The following is a 15,534-nucleotide window of genomic DNA, read 5'->3' on the forward strand; positions in this document are numbered from 1 at the left end:
GGGGAGCATCGGGAAGCGGGTTACGGGATGCGGCGGTGCACGTTCTCCCTCGTGGCGGGTCCGGGCGTGGCGTCGGCGATCCAGGGCCCCTCGATGGAGGGGTCGATGACGCCGTCCTCCAACCAGGTATAGGAGCCGTCCAGCAGCTCGCGGACAACCTTGTTGTCGAGTTCGTCGGTGTTGGTCCACAGTCGCCCGAACAGCTCTTCGACCCGGATGCGGGACTGCCGGCAGAAGGCGTCGGCCAGTTGGTGTGCGGCCTGCCCGTCGGTCCCCTCCCGCCGCAGCTTCTCGGCCCGTACGCAGGCGGCGCTCATCGCGAACAGTTCGGCACCGATGTCCACGATGCGGCCGAGGAAGCCCTGCTTGGTCTCCATCCGGCCCTGCCACCTGGACATGGCGTAGAAGGTGGAGCGGGCCAGCTTGCGTGCCGTGCGCTCGACGTAGCGCAGATGCGCGGCGAGGCTGTCGAACTCGGCGTACGTACGCGGCAGCCGGCCGGGGCCCGCGACGAGTTTGGGCAGCCACTTGGCGTAGAAGGTGCCCGCGGCGACCGCCGCCTTGCGCTTGTCGGCGAGAGTCTTGTCCGGGTCGATCAGGTCGCCGGCGACCGACAGATGCGCGTCCACGGCCTCGCGGGCGATCAGCAGATGCATGATCTCCGTCGAGCCCTCGAAGATGCGGTTGATCCGCAGATCGCGCAGCAACTGCTCGGCGGGGACGCCGCGTTCGCCGCGCGCCGCGAGGGACTCGGCGGTCTCGAAACCGCGGCCGCCCCGGATCTGCACCAGTTCGTCCGCCATCTGCCAGGCCATCTCACTGCCGAAGAGCTTGGCGAGCGCTGCCTCGATACGGATGTCGTTGCGGTCCTCGTCTGCCATCTGGGAGGACAGATCGACAACCGCCTCCAGGGCGAACGTCGTCGCCGCGATGAAGGAGATCTTGCTGCCGACGGCCTCGTGCTTCGCGACCGGTTTGCCCCACTGGACGCGCGCCTGCGACCACTCGCGGGCAATCTTCAGACACCACTTCCCGGAACCGACGCAGGTGGCGGGCAGCGAGAGCCGGCCGGTGTTGAGGGTGGTCAGCGCGATCTTGAGGCCCGCGCCCTCAGGGCCGATACGGTTGGCGGCCGGGACCCGCACCCGGTGGAAGCGGGTGACGCCGTTCTCGAGGCCGCGCAGCCCCATGAAGGCATTCCGGTTCTCCACGGTGATGCCCTCGGAGTCGGCCTCGACGATGAAGGCCGTGATGCCGCCCTTGTGGCCCTCGGCCCGCCGCGGGTCGTCGGCGCCGGGCTTGGGGACGCGTGCCATGACGACCAGGAGATCGGCGACCACCCCGTTGGTGGTCCACAGCTTCACACCATCGAGTACGTAGTCCTCCCCGTCCGGCACGGCCGTGGTCGCCAGCCTGGCCGGGTCGGAGCCGACATCGGGCTCGGTCAGCAGGAAGGCGGAGATGTCGCTGCGCGCGCAGCGGGGCAGGAAGGCGTCCTTCTGCTCCTGGCTGCCGAACAGCTTCACCGGCTGCGGTACGCCGATGGACTGGTGCGCGGACAGCAGGGCGCCGACTGCGGGACTGGCGGAGCTGACCAGCGCCAGCGCCTTGTTGTAGTAGACCTGGGTGAGGCCGAGGCCGCCGTACTCGGTGCTGATCTTCATGCCGAGCGCGCCGAGCTCCTTGAGGCCGGCGAGCACCTCGTCCGGGATGCGGGAGTCGCGTTCGATCAGCGCGCCGTCGATCTTGGCCTCGGCGAACTCGCGCAACTTCGCCAGGAATTCCTCGCCGCGTGCGACATCCTCGGCCGACGGCTCCGGGTGCGGGTGGATGAGATCGAGGCGGAAGCGGCCGAGGAACAGCTCTTTGGCGAAACTGGGCTTGCGCCAGTCCTTCTCTCGGGCTGCCTCGGCGACTTCGCGTGCTTCACGCTCGGAGACGGTCATCTCGCTCACCTCGAAACGGTGTGGAGGCGGATACGCGGTGCGGGACGGTGACGGCCGACTGACGGCTACCGACGGGTGCTACTCGGTCGTATGTACCCGATTCCGGCGGGGCGTACCAGACGCCGCGCACAGACGCGGTTCCGCGTGCGCCGCTGCCAGTGCTTGCCCGGCGCCTCTTGTGGTCCCCTCACCTGTGCTGAGTAGGGGTGCCCCTGCCCGGTCCCCTGTGCTGAGTAGGGGGTGCGCCTGCCCCGGTCACGCAGGCTGCGGGTGGGCTTGTGGTTGCTCGCGCAGTTCCCCGCGCCCCTTCGGGGCGCGTCTCCCCTGCCCGGTACGGGGCCCGTCCCCTGGCCGGTTACGGGGCGCAGCCCCCTGTTCGGCCGCGGCCCGGGGTGACCAGGCCGGTTTCGTAGGCTAGGACGACGGCCTGGGCGCGGCTGCCGATGTCCAGTTTGGCCATCGTGCGGTTGAGGTGCGTCTTGACGGTCGACTCGCTGATCACCAGGGTCTCGGCGATCTCGAGGTTGGACAGGCCGCCCGCCACCAGGCGGAGCACGTCCAGCTCCCGGCTGGTGAGCACGTCGAGCGTCTCGGGCGGCGGAGTGGCGGGGTCGGGCTGCGGGGCGTAGGCCTCGATGAGGCGGCGGGTGACGCTCGGCGAGAAGAGGGTGTCGCCCTCCGCGACGGCGGCGATGGCCGCCAGCAGCCGCTGCGGCCCGGTGTCCTTGAGCAGGAAACCGCACGCCCCGGCGCGCAGTGCCGCGTACACGTACTCGTCCAGATCGAAGGTGGTCAGCACCAGGATGCGGGGGCGGGGGTCGGGGCTCGCCGCCAGGATCCGCTCGGTCGCGGTGATACCGCTGGTGCCGGGCATCCGGATGTCCATGAGGATGACGTCGGGCCGCTGCTCGGCGGCGAGTTGGACTGCCTCGTCGCCGTCGGACGCCTCGCCGACGACCTCCATGTCCGGTGCGGCACGCAGCAGAGCGGCGACGCCTGCCCTGATGAGCACCTGATCGTCGACGACGAGCACCCTGGTCGTCACCGTGTGTGTCCCCCTCCGGCCGTCAGGCGGGGAGGATCAGCCGTACCTCGAATCCACCGCTCGCCCGTGGCCCGGCGTCCAGCCGGCCCCCGTAGATCCTTGCGCGCTCCCGCATCCCAATCAAGCCGTGCCCGCCGGGAGGGGGCGAGCCGCCGCCCTGCGGTACGGGACCCCGGGTGCGCGGGCCGTCCGCGCCGCCCGTGCTCCGCTCGCGGCCCTTCTCGCCGCCCTTGTCGCGCCCTTTCCCGCCGGCCGCGCTCATCCGCCCGTCGTCGGTGACCGTCACGGTCAGCTGCCGGGGTTCGTAGGCGACGGTGACGGCCGCTTCGGCGGGGTAGGCGTGCTTGAGCACATTGGTGAGGGCTTCCTGGACCACGCGGTAGGCGCACTGTCCAGCGCCGGGCGCGAGCGGGCGGGGCTCGCCGGTGACGGTGAACTGTACGGGGACGCCGGCGCCGCGTACCCGTTCGGTCAGGTCCGGCAGTTGGTCGAGCCCGGGTGCCGGGCCGAACTCGGCCTGGTCCTCAATGCCCCCGACGAGCTGCGGGCCGTCGTCCCCCGGCCGGTCGCCGCCCTCGACCCGCAATACGGCCAGCAGACGGCGGAGTTCGGCCAGGGCCTCCCCGGAGGTGTCGGCTATGGTGCCGAGCGCGCCGCGCGCGGTCTGCGGGTCGGTGTCGAAGACATAGCCGGCCAGTCCCGCCTGCACCGATATCACCGACATGTGGTGTGCCACCACGTCGTGCAGCTCGCGGGCGATCCGGACCCGCTCCTCGGCGACGGCACGCCGCTCGGCGCCCGCCCGTTCACGGCGCAGCTGGCCGGTCAGCCGGGCCAGCTCCACGTTGCGCTGCGCCGACTTGCGCGCCAGGTAGCCGAAACCGCAGATGACACAGGTGTAGAGCACGCTCTGCCCCAGCACGGTGGCCCAGGAGCTCTCCTGCCCCGTCGTCCCCGCGAAGTTCCACACCGCTGCCAGCAGCACCGCGCACAGCACCGCCTCGCGCAGCGGCCGCATGGACGCGACGGTGTACAGGGCGAGAAGCGGGCCCAGGGTGTTGACGACGGGCCAGTAGTCGAGCGCGACATACACCGTCCATATGGCGAAGACCCCCAGGGACAGCGCGAACGGGATGCGCCTGCGGGCCACGAGCGGCAGGTTCACCGCGCAGGTCAGCGCCACGCCCAGGCCGTCCAGACCCGACCAGCCCGCCGGGACCCGGTCGTTGCCCAGCAGCAGGCTGACGGCCGTGATGGCGAGCGCGATGGCGCTGTCGTATGCCCAGGCCGGCACACGCTCGGCTCCGTCGCGCAGTCGGGTCCAGACCGTCGTGCTCCGCATCGTCGCAGGGTAGCCACCCGTCGGTGGCGGCCTCATCCACCGGACGCGCTGTGTAGTGCGCCTGCTGCCTACCTCTCTGGTACGACACGGGTGGTCCGCTACCGCAGAAGGACAGCTTCCACTTACCGCCGTACGGTGACGACCTGCGGGCGGAGACGGCGTAACTTCAGGTGTCACGAAGAGCGCCACGCCCGGGGGACGGGGGGCCGGCGACGGGCAGGGGGAGCCGTGGCCGCAAAGCAGCCCCGGGGCGTGGCGCTGTTCGGCTCACGGCATGGCACTGCTGCACTCATGGCATGGCACTGCTGCACTCACAACGTGCCACTGCTGCGCTCATCGCGGCGCACTGGTCGCCGCTGATGAGTGGCCGCTGAGCATCAGCACAACAGTGACGACCAACAGCAGCAGTGCGAGAGCCGCCACGACGACAGTCAGGGTGCGGCCCATCCGGCGACGCTGCCACTCCTCGCGCAGACGCATACACACCCCCTGGACGTCGGACTCGCGGATCGCACACGAGTCCCCCGGAATCACGTTCTCAAGGCACTGTAGTGCTGTCGAACGGCACACAGGGGCGCGGGACGGCGAAACGGCTCAGGGGACGACGCGGAAGTGGGTCGTCAGCCTGCCCTCGTCGTCGTGCACGTGGAAGGCGACCATCGGCGGCAGTTCGTAGTCGATGGGCCCGCCCTCCTCGCCCTCCCAGGGCATCTTCAGGGTGGAGACCACGCCGGGCGCCGCGACCAGCGGCAACCCCGCGAAAGTGGTGACTGCCGGGGTGTGGCTGTGGCCGCACACCAGCCCCGCCACATTGCGGTGCCTGCCGACGACCTCCGCCAGCCGCTCCTCGCCGAACTGCCGGATCGGGTCGACGTACTGGCCGTGCAGCGCGACCGGCGGATGGTGGAAGCAGACAAAGGCGGGCTTGTCCTCGGGCGCCCCGGCCAGTGCCTGGTCGAGCCAGGTGAGGGTGGCGTCGTCGAGGTAGCCGTGTCCCTTGCCCGGCACGCTGGAGTCGCACATCAGGAACGTGGCACCCAGCAACTGGTGCGCCTGGTTGACCGGCGAGACATCGGAGGCGTCACCGTTCAGCAGCACGGAGCGGTAGGGCCCGCGAGCGTCGTGGTTGCCGGGGCAGATGAGCGGAAGCACCCCGTGATCGGCGAACAGCTTTGCCGCGAGGGTGTATTCGGCCTCCTCGCCGTGATCGGCGATGTCCCCGGTGAGCAGGACGGCGTCGAGTTCGCCGGGCAGACCGGCGAGGTAGGCCAGCACACGTTCGGTGCGCTCACGGGCGCGGGCGCCGCCGTCGCCCCGGTCCTGGCCGAGGTGGATATCGCTGAACTGCGCGAAGACGAACATCGGATGGGTTCCTCGCTCCGTCGTATGGCTGTTGCGGGCTCTGTCGTACTGTCCGGGCGGCGTCCGCCGTTGCTCGCGGGCCCTGTCGGCCCCTGCCGGGTGCTGCTGTGCCGGCTGTCTGCTGACGTGGTTTCCAGGGCCGGCGCCGGGTCACACCCCTGCGGATCCACCGTCGTACTCAGCTCTTCCATTGGACGGTGAAAGCGCGTGCCGGGTTGCCCACGAAGAACTGCCGGGCCACCTGCTCGCCCAACTCTCGGGCGACGCGCGGCCGCAGTACGCGGGTCACATACGGCACCCCGGTTTCCGCGCGGGCCGTCGCGGTGACCGTGTCGCCGCCCAGCAGCACCTGGTTTCCATGGCCCTGCTGCACCAGATCGGCCAGGCTGTCGAAGAGGCGACAGTCAGTGGCGTGGTGTGTGCGCGAGGGCCCGTCGAAGACCAGCCACGCCCCGGACCGCGCCGCCTCGCGCTGCATCCGCACATCCGGGCAGCGCCCCAGATGGCCCAACAGCACACTGGAAGGCGGCACTTCCCGCTGGTCGCACAGAAACGCCAGTACGTCCGTTGCAGCAGTGCCCAGTTCCAGATGTACGGCGATGGGCGCACCAGTGGCATGGTGCGCCTCGGCTGCGGCTGCCATCGACCGCCGTGCGTACGGGCCGAGGCCGTGGAAGTCACCCGCGACCTTGATCAGTCCCGCTCGGGGCGACTCACCGCAGACACCACCCCGCATGCCGACGGTCAGCTCCTGCACGAACAGTTCCGCCGGATCGGACGGCGGCTCCTCGGCGTAGTGCTGTGCCTGGTGCAGCCCGGTGGCGGCCACCAGCCGTACTCCGGTGCGCCGGGCGAGTTCCACCAGTGCTCCGGAACGGCGGCCCAGTCCGTAGGGCGTCCACTGCACGAGGCCGCGTCCGCCGTGCTCGGCGTACGCCCGCAACTGCTGCTCGGCGGCGTCCGCGTCGGACAGTTCTTCGCCAGGCAGCCGGGGGCTGCGCAGGAACAGATGGTCGTGGGCGTCACAGACGCCCAGCTCCGCGCCGGGCAGATCACCCTCCACGGTGCGCACGGCAGGGGCCGCTGCCCCGTCGCCGCGCGTCACGAGGGGGAGCCGGGTTCGGCCGCGTGGGCGTCCAGCAGCCGCAGCAGGCCGTCGACCGCCTCGTGGAACGGCCCTGGATCCCCGGCCGAGCGGGCGAGCACATAGCCGCCCTGCACGACGGCGACGATGGTGGCGGCCGTACCGGCGGGATCGAAGCCCGGTCCGAACTCGCCGTTCGCCCGCCCCTCCTCGAGCACCCCCGTCAGACGGGCGCGCAGCCAGTCGAAGGTCTCCCGCAGAGGGGCGCGCAGTTCGGGATCCGCGACCACATCCGGGTCCTGGGCGAGCCCGCCGATCCGGCAGCCGCGCAGCACCGAGCGTTCCCGCCGCAGATAGGCGCGTACCCGATCCCGGGCGCTCCCCGCGCGGGAAAGATCCGCGTCGGCTGTCGTACGCATCTCCTCGGCGCTCTTGCGCACCGCGGCCCGCGCCAGATCGGGCTTGCCGCCGAAGTGGTGGTACATGCTGCCCTGGCCGGCACCCGCCCGCTGCTGGATGGCACGGGGGCTCGTGCCCACGTAACCGCGCTCCCACAGGAGTTCCTGGGTGGCCTCGATCAGTTTGTGGGCCGTGTCAGCACCGCTCATGGCAGTACTGTACATACTGGTAGGTACACAAATCCAGGCCGCCCCCGGAGGCGCCCGGAAAAACGCCGCTGCCGGGCGCCCCGACAGCTGTGCGCTGTGCGGGATGCCCGGCAGCAGTGTGCGCCTCCGGAAGAGGCGAACAGGCTCAGAGGTCGAGGCCGGTGAGCACCATGACGCGCTCGTAGGTGTAGTCCTCCATCGCGAACCGCACACCCTCGCGGCCGACGCCGGAGTCCTTGACGCCGCCGTAGGGCATCTGGTCGGCGCGGTAGGACGGTACGTCGCCGACGACGACACCGCCGACCTCCAGCGCCCGGTGCGCACGGAAGGCAGCCTGCACGTCGTGGGTGAACAGACCTGCTTGCAGGCCGTACTTGGAGTCGTTGACAGCTGCGAACGCCTCATGCTCGCCGTTCACCTTCACGAACGACATGACGGGCCCGAAGACCTCCTCGCAGCCGATCTGGGTGTTCGCGGGCACGTTCTCCAGCACCGTCGGCTCGACTGTCGCACCGTCCCGCTTGCCGCCCGTCAGCACCTTGGCCCCGGCGGCCACGGCCTCGCCGATCCAGGACTCGACACGGCGCGCCGCGTCCTCGCTCACCAGCGGACCCACATCGGTGGACTCGTCGGAGGGGTCACCGGTGTTGAGCGCCTCGACGGCCGCCACGACCTTGGGCACCAGACGGTCGTAGACCGAGGCGTCCGCGACGACCCGCTGCACGGAGATGCAGGACTGGCCGGCCTGGTAGTTGGAGAAGGTGGCAATGCGCTGCGCCGCCCAGTCCAGGTCCGCCTCGGAGGCGTAGTCGGCCAGTACGACAGCCGCGCCGTTGCCACCCAGCTCCAGGGTGACGCGCTTGCGCGGCGCGGAGTCCAGGATGGACCAGCCGACCGGCGCCGAACCGGTGAAGGAGATGATCGGCAGCCGCTCGTCCTGCACCAGGCCAGGCATCTGGTCGTTCGGCACCGGCAGCACCGACCACGAGCCCGCCGGCAGCTCCGTCTCGGCCAGCAGCTCGCCCAGGATCAGCCCGGACAGCGGAGTGGCGGGCGCGGGCTTGAGGATGATCGGGGTGCCGACGGCGAGCGCCGGGGCGACCTTGTGGGCGCACAGGTTGAGGGGGAAGTTGAACGGCGCGATTCCCAGCACCGGGCCGTAGGGGAAGCGGCGGGTGAAGGCGAGCCTGCCGGTGCCGCCCGCGTCCGAGTCGAGACGCTGGGCCTCGCCCCCGTTGAAGCGGCGAGCCTCCTCCGCGGCCCAGCGGAAGACGGAGATGCAGCGGCCGACCTCACCGCGCGCCCACTTCATGGGCTTGCCGTTCTCCGCGGAGATCAGCTGGGCGATCTCTTCCGTGCGCTCCACGAGGCGGCGCGTGACGTGGTCGAGCGCCGCGGCGCGGACGTGCGCGGGGGTGGCGGAGAACTCGTCTGCGACCGCGGCGGCAGCGGCCACGGCCTCCTCCACCTGCTCGGACGTGGGAATGCTGACGGTGCCGACGTGCCTGCCGTCCCAGGGCGAGGTGACGTCGAGCGTGCTGTCGCCGGTGGCCTTACGGCCGGCGAGCCAGAATGCGTGAGGAGAAGTCGCTGTCGTCACTGCGGATCGCCTTCCGGATGCGGGAGAGTGGCTCGGTTCCAGCTCCACGGTAGGGCGTGGAAGCCCGCCCGCTTCTTTGCCGGGATGTAGTAGTTGCGCGGCGCCGTGCTACGAATTGTCGCTGTACGGCTTGTCCCGTACGTACAGCCGGGACGTGATTCGCCCCTGGGTGCTCCCCTGCCCGGGCTCGTACGTCCCTTTCCGTACGCTGCGGGACCTCAGCTCGTGGCCTTCAGGGCCAGCCAGAGCTCCATGCGCACGTCCGGGTCGTCGAGGGAGCGGCCCAGGATCTCCTCCACCCTGCGCATGCGGTACCGCAGCGTATGACGGTGCACACCGAGCTCGGCGGCGGCAGCGTCCCACTGGCCGTGCCGGGAGAGCCAGGCCCGCAGCGAGGCCACCAGATCGCCCCGGCCGTTCGCGTCGTGCTCGCGCAGGGCGCGCAGCAGTCCGTCGGCGAAGGCCCGTACGGCGTCGTCGGCCAGTAGCGGCAGCACCGACCCGGCCGCCACATCCTCGTGCTCCACGAGGGCCACCCCGCGCCGCCTGGCGACGGACAGCGCCTGGTCGGCCTGCTTGAAGGCGACGGCGGCAGCGGACAGCCCGACGGGCGCCGAAACACCTATCGCCAGCCCCTCCTCGCCACCGCCACCAGGGCGGCGGCCGGGCTGCGCGGCGGAGGACGTCGCGGCGAACTCCGCGCACGCGGCCACCGCGGCACCGCCATCCGACGCGAGCACGACCAGTCGCGCCCCGTCGGGCACCACGAGCACCGCCTCGCCATTGCGGGCTGCGGCGGTCTCGATCGCGTCGGCGAGTTCCTCCAGCGGCCAGACAATTCGGCCCAGCCGTCCGGTGTCGGGGCCTTCGGCCTGCGGACCGCCGCCGACCACCACTCCGGACGACGCCGAGGCGCCGGGCGTGACGGAGGTGACAGTGGCGGGCGACTGCGACACGGAGGTCTTCGCGGACGATTTCGCGGTCGGCGACTGCGCTGCCGAGGACCGCGCAGCGGGCGGCTTCGGCGACGATTTGGCGGACGGCTTCACGGACTGCTTCGGCACGGCGGTCGTCGCCGCCTCGGACGAGGCCGTGACAGCGGTGGGCGTACCGGTCGTGGCGGCGAGGTCGGCCAGCCCGCACGGCTCGCCGGCACGGGCGAGGTAGCCGCTGGGCGGCTGCGGCGAAGGACGCACGGTGGCGGCCGCAGGCACCGAGGGCGCCCCCGCCGACTGCTGCGCCGCCTGCGCCGTATGGGCCGCCGCGATGCCCTCCTGGGCGAAGCGCGCAGCCGCGGCCGAGGCCGGTTCGGCGACGATCACCCGCATCGGGGCGTCCAGCAGCCCTCCGTAGAGCTGTCCGGCCACAGCGCGCGCGTGCTCGCCCTCGCCGACGAGCAGCATCTTCAGCACAGCGGCACCCAGCCGCTGCTCGGCCTCTTGCAGCGCACGTGAGCGCTCCATGGTGAGGGTCAGCAGGGCGATGGCCGAGTTCACGGCGTACCGCTCGGCCGTACCGAGCGGCGCTGCCGTACCCACCGCCAGTACCGCCTTGGCGCGTCTGCCGCTGCCGATCGACTGGAGCTCGACCCGGTCGTCCCCGGCGTCCGCCTCGCTGACCACCGCGCTGGCGGGCGCCGGCCGGTCCCGCAGCCGCTCGGCGTCACCGACGAAACGGGCCGCACGGCGCACCGCCCAAGCCGGAGCCGTGGCGACGACCGAGCCGGAGGCGTCGTACAGCGCGGCCCACCCGTCGACCTGCGAGGCCAGCCGGGCGAGCAGCGCGGAGGGCCCCTCACGGGAGAGTGCGGCGCGGGTCATCTCCCGCTGGGCGTCGAACCCGGCGGTCACCGCGCGGTACTGCTCGGCGGCGATGTCAGCGGAGACCGCCTTGCTGATCGCGATGAACGGGGTTCGTCTGGGCACCTCGAGGAGCGGAAGATCCGCTTCCCGGCAGGCGTCGATGAGGGCCTTCGGCACCCCGTCGTAGTTGACGCCCGCCGCGAAGCCGAGACCTATCACGCCCTTGCCGACCAGCTTCTCCACGTAGGCGCGCATTGCCGCCGGGTCGTCCGCGTCCAGCTTGAGACCCGTGAAGAGGATGAGCTCCCCGCCGTCCATGTAGGGAGTCGGGTCGGCGAGCTCGCTCGCGTGCGCCCAGCGCACGGCGGCGTCCAGCCGGTGGTGCCCCGCGAGCACGGAGAGGCGGAGCGCGGAGTTCTGGACGAGCGTGGCAAGAGTCGGTGGCATAACGCACTTCACCGTACAGCCGTCGGCCGGTATTCGGTCCCTCACATTTCCGGCACCGGCTCCCGGCCGGGGATCACTCCCCCAGCTTTGTCAGGATCGGCGACGTACGTTCCCCACGCACCGTGGTGACGGAGAGCACCGCGTGCTCGGGCTGCAGCTCATTCGCCAGGTCGGAGGCCGACCAGCGCTCCCGCTGCTCGCTGCGCACGGTCACCGACTCGGCCGTCACATGCTTCCCCGTCGCCAGCCGCCGCACCGCGTGCAGGACGCGGGTGACGGGCTCGTCCGAGACCAGCTGCCGGTTGGTGACGGTACGGGTCTGCACCCACTCGGTGCCCCACACCTCCGCGAACCGTTCGGCGTCCCACGGCGTGACCCCGGCGCACACCATCCGGCAGCCCACCGCGCCCAGCAGCGGACCGCGGAGCGGCTCGGGCACATCATCGAGCGCCCGCAGTGTCAGCAGTACGCCGGCGTGCACCGAGCGCAGCCGCTGGAGACCGCGCAGCGCCTGCGGGGTGACGGTCTGGGCGGCGTCGTCCAGCACCAGACAGGCGAACAGCGACTGGTCAGCGCGCGCCACCGCGCACTCGGTGAACTGGGCCAGAACCAGCCGGGCCAGAATGCGCGACGCCTCCGCGTGCCCCCGCTCCGGGAGATCGATCCGGACCCGCAGCGGATGTTCGAGTGCCCGCAGCGAGAACGGACGCCGCCCGTCCGCCTTGGGGCTGCCCTCCGGCAGGAAGAAATCGGCGAAAGCGGGCCTGTCCAGCAGCGCGATCCGGTCCGCCAGCAGCGCGGCGATGTCCCCGGCCCGCCCGGACTGCCGCTCGAAGGCATCGAGCTCCCGGAGCTGGGCCTGCTGCCCGTCCGCGCGCAGGTCGTCCCGCAGCGCGTCGAGGGCACCGGGAGCACCGTCCAGCAGCTCGCGCAGCTCGGGAACGGTCGGGAAACGGCCGTGCACCGCGGCGAACGGGCCGATCAGCTGGGCCAGCGACGTCGCGGCACGCCGGCTGTCGCCGCCCGGCAGCGTCGCCGCCAGGTCACCCACCAGCGCCTCGGCGAGCATCCCGGCGGCCTCGTCCGGGTCGGTCGTACCGCCGTAGAGATCCAGATCGTGGGTGGAGGCGGGGTGCCCGAGCCGGATGACGAGGTCGAACGAGTCATCGGGCACGAAGTGCGAGCCCGCCGGACTCACCGCGATCACCGCCGCCTGCCCGGCCAGCGCCTGCAGACAGAGGGACTCCACCACCGGGCGGGCCAGCTTGCTCGTCTTGCCCGTCCCCGGCGGCCCCACAGCCAGCGCCGACGTGCCCAGCAGCGAGGGCTCCAGCGCGATGCCCGCGCCCCGGTACTCGTGCGGATTGCGCTCGGAGTCGGCCGCCCGGCCGATGCGGACCTGGCGCAGCGACAAGTCATGCCGGGCAGCCCGCACCGGAAGGTCCCGGGCGCCCGAGGGGTGCCCGCACGCCGCGGCGCCTTCCGCGAGCACGCTCTCGACGAACGCCTCCAGCCGCTGCGGCCTGGCCCGCACGGTCTGCCACGCCCGGTCGATACGGGCGTGGTCGACATCCGTCATCCGCCCCGCCCGCAACTCCTCCGCCAGCCGCTCGGCCGCCTCACTCGCGCCCCCGGAGCGCAGCTCCGGCCATGTGACGGGGTCGAGGTGGGGTGGCGGGGCGGGCGCCTGTGCCGGCCCCGCCGCCATCTCGTCCGGCACGAACCCGCCCGACTGCCGCCCGCCCTGGCCCGTCATGCGGGCCCAGGCGCGGCGGGCGAGCTCGTCCCAGCGGCCTACGCGGCCGAAGAAGATGGCGAGGCCAAGGAGAAGTGCGCCGCTGTACAGCGACGTCGCCCAGCGGAACAGGTCCCTGTCGCCTTCCCCTTCCCTCCATGACTCCGGCGTGACCGCAAGCAGGGGCCACTTCCAATAGCTGCCCAGATACCCGTTCCACAGCAGCGACCACAGCAGCCACCCCATCAGGAACGAGATCAGCGCGCCGCTGATGAGTTGGCGGGCCGGGGTGCGGTCCGGGTCTTCCGGGGGGCGTGGTGTGTAGCCGCAGCGCCAGATACCGGGAGCGGCGTCCGGGCGGGGCAGTCGCAGCCAGTCGGCCAGCGGGGGGCCGGCCTGGGGAGCGCTGGGCGGCATGGGCGGCGGTCCGGCCTCCACTCCGCGCGGGGCTGGAATGCCGCTGCTTCCGCCGGGTGGGGCGGCGGGCGGTGGCGGCGCGGAGGGGGTGGACGGCGTGGCGGAGGCGGGGGGCTCCGGGGGGTGATCGGTGGGGATGGGGGCAGTGTGGTGCGTGCTGCCGGTGCCCTGCTTCCGGTGGGGAAGCCCCATGTCCATGTGCTGCCTCAGCTCCCTGACGCCCCGACGCGCCGACCCTGCCGGGCCGACACCCTCCTGCACCCAATCTAGCGGCCGACCACGTCAGTTGGCCCACGGCCGCAGCCTGTCCTCGGCAACGGCCCGGCGCTCCTGCTCCCGCTCCCCCACCCTCCCCACCCCCTCCCCCCAAGCCCCCTATATCCGCTGTGGCCAACACGCACCCCGTACTTCTCCGGAGCGGTGCATGTGTCGGTCGCGTGGGTACCCCTAGCCTGCGAAGTGCCAGACCCCCGTTCCTCCCGAGGAGAGCGCTATGACCGGAAAGACGGAACTGTCCGGAGGGCCTGCCCTCCCCCAGGAGCGGCGTGTCGTCACCGCCGTCCCCGGGCCCAAGTCGCAGGAGCTGATGACCCGTAAGCAGGCATCGGTCGCCAACGGCATCGGGACGGTGCTGCCGGTCTTCGCACGGCGGGCCGGCGGCGGTGTCCTGGAGGACGTGGACGGCAACTCGTTCATCGACTTCGGCTCCGGCATCGCCGTGACCTCGGTCGGCAACAGTGCGGAGGCCGTGGTACGCAGGGCGACGGAGCAGCTGAACGACTTCACCCACACCTGTGCGATGGTCGTCCCCTACGAGCCGTATGTGCAGGTCTGTGAGGAGCTGGCCAAGGTCACGCCGGGCGACCACGAGAAGAAGAGCGCGCTGTTCAACTCGGGCGCTGAGGCCGTGGAGAACGCCGTCAAGATCGCTCGGGCGCACACCGGCCGGCAGGCCGTCGTGGTCTTCGACCACGGCTACCACGGCCGCACGAACCTGACGATGGCGCTCACCTCCAAGAACATGCCGTACAAGCACAGCTTCGGCCCGTTCGCGCCCGAGGTGTACCGCGTTCCGGTCGCCTACCCGTACCGCTGGCTGACCGGCCCGGAGAACTGCGCCGAGGAGGCCGCGGCCCAGGCGATCGACCAGATCACCAAGCAGATCGGCCCGGACAACGTCGCGGCCATCATCATCGAACCGGTGCTGGGCGAGGGCGGGTTCATCGTTCCGGCCAAGGGCTTCCTGCCGCGGATCCAGCAGTTCGCGCGGGACAACGGAATCGTCTTCGTCGCGGACGAGATCCAGTCCGGCTTCTGCCGTACTGGCCAGTGGTTCGCCTGTGAGGACGAGGGTCTCGTCCCGGACCTGATCACCACCGCGAAGGGCATCGCGGGCGGTCTGCCGCTGGCCGCCGTCACCGGCCGGGCCGACATCATGGACTCCGCGCACAGCGGCGGCCTGGGCGGCACCTACGGCGGCAACCCGGTGGCCTGCGCCGCGGCGCTCGGTTCCATCGAGACGATGCGCGAGCTCGACCTGCCGGCCAAGGCCCGGCGCATCGGGGACATCATGAAGCCGCGGCTGGAGAAGCTGGCCGAGAAGTCCGACATCATCGGCGACGTCCGCGGCCGCGGCGCCATGCTCGCCATCGAGCTGGTGAAGCCGGGCGGCAAGGAGCCCAACCCGGAGGCCACCGCTGCGCTCGCCAAGGCGTGCCACCAGCAGGGCCTGCTCGTCCTGACGACCGGCACCTACAGCAACGTCGTGCGCTTCCTGCCGCCGCTGGTCATCGGCGAGGACCTGCTCAACGAGGGCCTCGACGTCCTTGAGGAGGCCATCACCGGTCTGTGAACGACGGGCTCCATCGAGCTCCGTCCCAGTGAAGTGCGGGCGTTCCGGCGCCCGCACTTCCGCGTTTCCCGGGCCTGTAACGTAGGGCGGCGACAGAGGGCGCGCACGCCCGCTCGAGCGCCGGCAAAGTGGGCTGTGACCAGCATGGGAGCGGTACCGGTGAAGAATGTGTGCGGGGCCCATGTCCGGTGCGTAATGCGCCTGTCGGGCCCTGTCCCGCTGCCGTACGGTTTCCTCAATCGCCGGGAGGTACGGAGGGCCACCTCCAGCATCCCGGCCCGAGCCGGTCTCTCC

The 15,534-nt window shown here is 71.6% G+C and carries 11 protein-coding genes; 1 reads left to right on the forward strand and 10 read right to left on the reverse strand.

Annotated features, from left to right (window positions below; all coding sequences use genetic code 11):
* Positions 1-20 precede the first annotated feature (20 nt).
* The 10 genes from ACQEU8_RS09900 to ACQEU8_RS09945 form a co-directional block, all read right to left on the reverse strand.
* Positions 21-1,946 carry an acyl-CoA dehydrogenase family protein gene (locus tag ACQEU8_RS09900; RefSeq protein ID WP_433102280.1) on the reverse strand — a complete coding sequence of 642 codons (1,926 nt, stop codon included), beginning with the start codon at positions 1,944-1,946 and terminating at the stop codon, positions 21-23.
* A 355-nt stretch (positions 1,947-2,301) separates the two neighbouring features.
* Positions 2,302-2,991 carry a response regulator gene (locus ACQEU8_RS09905; protein WP_433098973.1) on the reverse strand — a complete coding sequence of 230 codons (690 nt, stop codon included), beginning with the start codon at positions 2,989-2,991 and terminating at the stop codon, positions 2,302-2,304.
* Between the two features lie 22 nt (positions 2,992-3,013).
* The gene (locus ACQEU8_RS09910) at positions 3,014-4,333 is read right to left on the reverse strand and encodes a sensor histidine kinase (protein ID WP_433098975.1); all 1,320 of its coding nucleotides are present in this window, start codon (positions 4,331-4,333) and stop codon (positions 3,014-3,016) included.
* A gap of 333 nt (positions 4,334-4,666) precedes the next feature.
* Positions 4,667-4,813, reverse strand: a complete 147-nt coding sequence (locus ACQEU8_RS09915; protein ID WP_433098977.1) for a hypothetical protein — start codon at positions 4,811-4,813, stop codon at positions 4,667-4,669.
* A gap of 114 nt (positions 4,814-4,927) precedes the next feature.
* Complete coding sequence (locus ACQEU8_RS09920; protein WP_433098979.1) at positions 4,928-5,695, reverse strand: metallophosphoesterase; 768 nt, start codon at positions 5,693-5,695, stop codon at positions 4,928-4,930.
* A 178-nt stretch (positions 5,696-5,873) separates the two neighbouring features.
* Positions 5,874-6,767, reverse strand: coding sequence for a phosphotriesterase family protein (locus ACQEU8_RS09925; RefSeq protein WP_433098981.1), 894 nt, complete (start codon positions 6,765-6,767; stop codon positions 5,874-5,876).
* Between the two features lie 29 nt (positions 6,768-6,796).
* Positions 6,797-7,387, reverse strand: coding sequence for a TetR/AcrR family transcriptional regulator (locus ACQEU8_RS09930; protein ID WP_433098983.1), 591 nt, complete (start codon positions 7,385-7,387; stop codon positions 6,797-6,799).
* A gap of 145 nt (positions 7,388-7,532) precedes the next feature.
* Positions 7,533-8,987: an aldehyde dehydrogenase family protein gene (locus ACQEU8_RS09935; RefSeq protein ID WP_433098985.1), complete on the reverse strand. Its 1,455-nt coding sequence runs from the start codon at positions 8,985-8,987 to the stop codon at positions 7,533-7,535.
* Between the two features lie 218 nt (positions 8,988-9,205).
* Positions 9,206-11,236: a PucR family transcriptional regulator ligand-binding domain-containing protein gene (locus tag ACQEU8_RS09940; protein ID WP_433098987.1), complete on the reverse strand. Its 2,031-nt coding sequence runs from the start codon at positions 11,234-11,236 to the stop codon at positions 9,206-9,208.
* Between the two features lie 73 nt (positions 11,237-11,309).
* A complete protein-coding gene (locus tag ACQEU8_RS09945; protein ID WP_433098989.1) occupies positions 11,310-13,586 on the reverse strand; it encodes an ATP-binding protein in 2,277 nt (758 codons plus the stop codon).
* A gap of 295 nt (positions 13,587-13,881) precedes the next feature.
* On the opposite strand from ACQEU8_RS09945, the gene gabT reads away from it, so the two are divergent.
* Positions 13,882-15,240, forward strand: coding sequence for a 4-aminobutyrate--2-oxoglutarate transaminase (gene gabT, locus ACQEU8_RS09950; protein ID WP_433098991.1), 1,359 nt, complete (start codon positions 13,882-13,884; stop codon positions 15,238-15,240).
* Positions 15,241-15,534: the final 294 nt, after the last annotated feature.

The organism is Streptomyces sp. CA-250714 (assembly GCF_050936705.1).
Classification (GTDB): Bacteria; Actinomycetota; Actinomycetes; order Streptomycetales; family Streptomycetaceae; genus Streptomyces.

What these genes read in the sequence shown, in the direction of transcription:
- ACQEU8_RS09915 (WP_433098977.1), bottom strand. Translation starts at nt 4,813, where the DNA reads ATGCGTCTGCGCGAGGAGTGGCAGCGTCGCCGGATGGGCCGCACCCTG.
- ACQEU8_RS09945 (WP_433098989.1), bottom strand. Translation starts at nt 13,586, where the DNA reads ATGGACATGGGGCTTCCCCACCGGAAGCAGGGCACCGGCAGCACGCAC.
- ACQEU8_RS09910 (WP_433098975.1), bottom strand. Translation starts at nt 4,333, where the DNA reads ATGCGGAGCACGACGGTCTGGACCCGACTGCGCGACGGAGCCGAGCGT.
- ACQEU8_RS09900 (WP_433102280.1), bottom strand. Translation starts at nt 1,946, where the DNA reads ATGACCGTCTCCGAGCGTGAAGCACGCGAAGTCGCCGAGGCAGCCCGA.
- ACQEU8_RS09930 (WP_433098983.1), bottom strand. Translation starts at nt 7,387, where the DNA reads ATGAGCGGTGCTGACACGGCCCACAAACTGATCGAGGCCACCCAGGAA.
- ACQEU8_RS09940 (WP_433098987.1), bottom strand. Translation starts at nt 11,236, where the DNA reads ATGCCACCGACTCTTGCCACGCTCGTCCAGAACTCCGCGCTCCGCCTC.
- gabT (WP_433098991.1), top strand. Translation starts at nt 13,882, where the DNA reads ATGACCGGAAAGACGGAACTGTCCGGAGGGCCTGCCCTCCCCCAGGAG.
- ACQEU8_RS09920 (WP_433098979.1), bottom strand. Translation starts at nt 5,695, where the DNA reads ATGTTCGTCTTCGCGCAGTTCAGCGATATCCACCTCGGCCAGGACCGG.